Origin of the sequence: Paraburkholderia sp. (genome assembly GCF_035656215.1) — a bacterium.
Classification (GTDB): domain Bacteria; phylum Pseudomonadota; class Gammaproteobacteria; order Burkholderiales; family Burkholderiaceae; genus Paraburkholderia.
Genome location: NZ_DASRSY010000133.1, coordinates 1 through 4,384 on the forward strand (window position 1 = coordinate 1; position 4,384 = coordinate 4,384).

5 protein-coding genes are annotated in these 4,384 nt (G+C 60.7%); all 5 read left to right on the forward strand.

Going from position 1 to position 4,384, the window contains the following annotated elements; translation table 11 throughout:
- Nucleotides 1-191 precede the first annotated feature (191 nt).
- The 5 genes from VFE81_RS07765 to VFE81_RS07785 all read left to right on the forward strand — a co-directional run bounded on the left by VFE81_RS07765 (nt 192) and on the right by VFE81_RS07785 (nt 4,290).
- Nucleotides 192-941, forward strand: coding sequence for an IclR family transcriptional regulator (locus VFE81_RS07765; protein ID WP_325044039.1), 750 nt, complete (start codon nt 192-194; stop codon nt 939-941).
- Nucleotides 942-1,020: 79 nt separating this feature from the next.
- Nucleotides 1,021-1,776: a transporter substrate-binding domain-containing protein gene (locus tag VFE81_RS07770; RefSeq protein ID WP_325044040.1), complete on the forward strand. Its 756-nt coding sequence runs from the start codon at nt 1,021-1,023 to the stop codon at nt 1,774-1,776.
- A gap of 17 nt (nt 1,777-1,793) precedes the next feature.
- Nucleotides 1,794-2,462, forward strand: coding sequence for an amino acid ABC transporter permease (locus VFE81_RS07775; RefSeq protein WP_325044041.1), 669 nt, complete (start codon nt 1,794-1,796; stop codon nt 2,460-2,462).
- The gene (locus VFE81_RS07780; protein WP_325044042.1) at nt 2,459-3,235 is read left to right on the forward strand and encodes an amino acid ABC transporter ATP-binding protein; all 777 of its coding nucleotides are present in this window, start codon (nt 2,459-2,461) and stop codon (nt 3,233-3,235) included. Before VFE81_RS07775 ends, VFE81_RS07780 begins: the two co-directional genes overlap by 4 nt.
- Nucleotides 3,232-4,290 (forward strand): formimidoylglutamase, encoded by a 1,059-nt coding sequence (locus VFE81_RS07785; protein WP_325044043.1) that lies wholly within the window; start codon nt 3,232-3,234, stop codon nt 4,288-4,290. Before VFE81_RS07780 ends, VFE81_RS07785 begins: the two co-directional genes overlap by 4 nt.
- Nucleotides 4,291-4,384 lie beyond the last annotated feature (94 nt).

The following is a 4,384-nucleotide window of genomic DNA, read 5'->3' on the forward strand; positions in this document are numbered from 1 at the left end:
CTTTTCTGGAAAGCCACTTTCCGGTCAGACGAATCAACTCAAACTGCCTCGCGGCCGCCTCGGCACGCTCTTTTATCCCACTTTCGGGGAAAACCCTCTCCTCTCATTCCCATCCGGCGGGAATTCGATTTTTGAAAACCGAGAATGTTCTGGCATTCTGATTCCGTTATTCATTGTGGGTAGTTTTCATCGTGAACGCGGAACAGGGTGTGACAGGGGCTGAACGGGTGCTGCTGGTGCTGGCGGCACTCGCCAGTCATGGTAAGGCCATGTCGGTCAAAGATCTGCTCGCTGTCACCGGTCTCGCGCAAAGCACGCTGTACCGGCAAATTGGATTGCTCAAGCGCTGGGGTTTCGTCGCTGAAAACGCGGGCTATTACGCGCCGGGTCCGATCAGTTTGCAGCTCGCGCTTGGTTTCGATGTGAACTCGCTGCTCGTCGAAGCGAGCCGTGCCGAGATGCAGCAATTGGCGCGCGCGTCGCAGGAAAGCATCGGCCTCGTGGTTGCGGTCAAGCATCAGGTGATGTGCCTGGAAATGGTCGACAGCCAGCATTCGTTGCGTTGCTCATTCGAAAAAGGCCGCGCCGTGCCGCTGAAAGCCGGCGCTTCGGCGAAATCGTTGCTGGCGTTCATGCCCGACAAGGCGCGCGCCGAAGTGCTCGACAGTGTGTTCGACAACGACCCCGTCGGCCGCGCCGCGATCGAAGCCGAACTCGAACAGATTCGGGCCCAAGGCTACGCCGTCAGCGACAGCGAAGTCGACCCGGGCGTGTGGGGCGTGAGCGCCCCGATATTTCATCGCAGCGGACGCAGCGCGGGCAGCAGCGCGTCGATCACGTTGATGGCGCCGTCCACCCGCGCCATCGGCCGCGAAAGCCAATTCATCGACGGGACGCTACGCACGGCCCGCGCTATTTCCGAGCATATGCAAACCGATTGATCGGGTAAGGCCATTCCCGGCCGCATTCGATCTGGATACCGAACGAACTGAACGACTGAGAACCACAAGGAGCCCTCCCATGAAACTGAATCGACTGTTGTCCCTCGCATGCGTCACGTTTGCGGTGACGTTCGCCGGATTTTCCGGCGTCGCATCCGCACAAACGCCGGACGTGCTGAACGTTGCGACCGACGCGACCTTCCCGCCGATGGAATACACCGAGAACGGCGCGCGCACCGGTTTCGACGTCGACATGATGAATGCGCTCGCGAAAGCGATGGGCAAGCGCGTGCAATGGACCGACATCGATTTCAAAGGCCTGGTTCCGGGTCTGATCGCACATCGTTTCGACGCGGCGATTTCCGGCATCTATATCACCCCCGATCGCGCGAAAGTGGTCGACTTCACCGATTCGTACTATGCAGGCGGCCTTGTCGCGCTGGTGAAAGACGGCTCGCCGGTCAAATCGATAGCGGACCTGAATGGCAAGAAAGTCTCGGTCCAGGTGGGCACGAAGTCGGTCAATTTCCTGCGTGACAACTTCCCGCAGATCAACCGCGTCGAAGTCGAAAAGAATCAGGAAATGTTCGATCTGGTCGGCATCGGCCGCGCTGATGCGGCCGTGACCGGCAAGCCTGCTGCCTATCAGTTCGTGAAGACGCGCAGCGGCTTCCACGTGCTCGACAAGCCGCTGACGACCGAAGCCTACGGTATCGCTGTTCGCAAGGACGAACCGCAACTGAAAGCGGCATTCAATACGGCACTGGCAAAGATCAAGGCCGACGGCACGTACGCGGCGATCGTTAAGAAGTGGTTCGGCGCCACCGCGCAATAACCGGCTGAGCAGACATAATGGAACTCGATTTTTCGCCGGTGATTGCCGGCTTGCCAGACATCATGCATGGCGCACTGGTGACGGTCGAAGTGACCGCTGCGGCACTCGCGCTGAGCTGCGTGCTGGGCCTGCTGATCGGCATCGGCCGGCTGACGCCGAAGCGGCGCATCGTGTACGGCTTGTGTACGGCGTACCTCACATTTTTCCGCGGCACGCCCTTGCTCGTGCAACTTTTCCTGCTGTTCTTCGGCTTGCCGCAATTCGGTATTCTGTTGCCGGCGTTCGTGTGCGGGATGCTGGGGCTCGGCCTGTATTCGGCGGCCTATGTATCGGAGATCGTGCGCGGTGCGATTCAGTCGGTAGATCGCGGGCAGATGGAAGCGGCGCGTTCGATTGGCATGTCGTCGGGGCAGTCGATGCGCGCGATCATTCTGCCGCAGGCGATCGTTCGCATGATTCCGCCGCTCGGCAACGAGTTCATCGCGTTGATCAAGAACTCGGCGCTGGTGTCGCTGCTGACGATCGACGATCTGATGCATGAAGGGCAGAAGATCATCAGCGTGTCGTACCGTTCGCTTGAAGTGTATCTGGCCATCGCGCTGGTGTATCTGGTGTTGACGCAGGTGACCAATTACGCGCTGCATCGTGTGGAGCGCCGCTTGCGTGCAGGAGGGATGGTGCAATGAATACCGTAGCCAAAGTAGATGAACCTATCGTCAGCATTCGTGGGCTGACCAAATCGTTCGGCTCGCATACCGTGCTTAACGGCATCGACTTCGACATTCAGCCGCAGCAGGTGGTGGTCGTGATCGGGCCGAGCGGCTCGGGGAAAAGTACGTTCCTGCGTTGCTGTAACGGGCTTGAACAGGCTGAAGGCGGCACGATTGATATCTGCGGGCATCGGCTGGTGGATCAGGGCGCGATGCTCAAGGAGCGTTCGCTGAACGCGCTGCGCACTGAAGTGGGTATGGTGTTTCAGTCGTTCAATCTGTTTCCGCATCTGTCGGTGCTGCATAACATCACTGTCGGTCCGCGAATGTTGCGTGGCGCCAGCAAGGCCGAAGCCGAAGCGGCCGCAACCACGTTGCTGGAAAAAGTGGGCCTTGCTCACAAGGCGCACGTGATGCCGGCGAGTTTGTCGGGCGGTCAGAAGCAGCGTGTTGCGATTGCTCGCGCGCTGGCGATGCAGCCGCGCGTGATGTTGTTCGACGAGCCTACTTCCGCGCTCGATCCCGAGCTGGTTGGCGAGGTTCTGCAAGTGATGAAGCTGCTCGCCAGCGAGGGCATGACGATGGTGGTCGTCACGCACGAAATGGGTTTCGCGAAGGAAGTCGCCGACGTGGTGGTGGTGATGGACGGCGGTGTGATCGTCGAGGCGGGGCCGCCTGCTGAGATTTTCTCGGCGCCTTCGCAGCCGCGCACGCGGGCCTTCCTACAGGCGGTGTTGTCGCGCGCATGAGAGTTCCATTCGATGACAAGGTGTGGAGCGGCCGTTCCGACGATGGTGAACCCGGTGACACCCGGCATATTTTCAATCAGGTGGTGCCGTTCGCGTTCGACCTTGCCCTGCAGTATGAGGATGTTTTTCGTGTGGCACCGCGCATTGAAAGCGATGCGCCGGTAATCGTCGGCTTTGGTTCCGATGAAGGTGTGCGCCGTAATCAGGGGCGTCCCGGCGCGGCGCATGCGCCGAAGGAATTGCGTCGAGCGTTGGCGGGCTTGCCCGCGAAGGCGTCGATGGCGTCGCTTGCCGATGCAGGCGATGTAGTGTGCGATGACGGCGATCTCGAGGGCGCGCAGGCGGAACTCGCGAAGGTGGTGAGCGACGTGCTCGCGAGCGGCGGCAGGCCGTTGGTATTCGGCGGTGGTCATGAGGTTGCGTGGGGGACGTATAGCGGTTTGCGTTTGCATCAGGATCGTACGGATGCAGGTGCAAATCCAAGTATAGGTGCAGGCGTAGGAGCGGGTGCCGGAGCCGCGGCCACGTCGGCAACTTCCGCGGCAACGCGCAAGCTGCTCATCATCAACTTCGACGCCCACTTCGATCTGCGTCAGAAGCGGCCCGCTAATTCGGGCACACCGTTCGATCAGATTGCGAGCGACTGCGCCGAACGAGGTGTGCCGTTCAACTATGCCTGTTTCGGCATTAGCGATCTGGGCAACACCGCTTCGCTGTTCGCGCATGCAGAACGACTCGGCGTGCGCTACGTCCTCGACATCGATATGCAGGAGCCGCAATTGCCGCAGCGTCTGGACGATCTCCAGCAGTTGCTCGACCCAGCGGACGACGTCTACCTGACCATCGATCTCGATGTGCTCCCGGCCGCCACCGCGCCGGGGGTATCGGCGCCTGCCGCGTTGGGCGTGCCGTTGTCTGTGGTCGAAGCGATGGTGCAGCGCGTGCGCGCGTCGGGCAAGCTGCGCGCGGCGGATATCGCGGAGTACAACCCGTCTCTCGATCAGGATAAGCGCACGGCGAGGGCGGCAGTGCGGTTGGCTTATCGGTTGCTTTAGCGCACGCTAACTGCAGTCCACAGCACAGCACAGCACAGCACAGCACAGCACAGCACAGCACAGCACAGCACAGCACAGCACAGCACAGCACAGC

What these genes read in the sequence shown, in the direction of transcription:
- VFE81_RS07770 (WP_325044040.1), top strand. Translation starts at nt 1,021, where the DNA reads ATGAAACTGAATCGACTGTTGTCCCTCGCATGCGTCACGTTTGCGGTG.
- VFE81_RS07775 (WP_325044041.1), top strand. Translation starts at nt 1,794, where the DNA reads ATGGAACTCGATTTTTCGCCGGTGATTGCCGGCTTGCCAGACATCATG.
- VFE81_RS07780 (WP_325044042.1), top strand. Translation starts at nt 2,459, where the DNA reads ATGAATACCGTAGCCAAAGTAGATGAACCTATCGTCAGCATTCGTGGG.
- VFE81_RS07785 (WP_325044043.1), top strand. Translation starts at nt 3,232, where the DNA reads ATGAGAGTTCCATTCGATGACAAGGTGTGGAGCGGCCGTTCCGACGAT.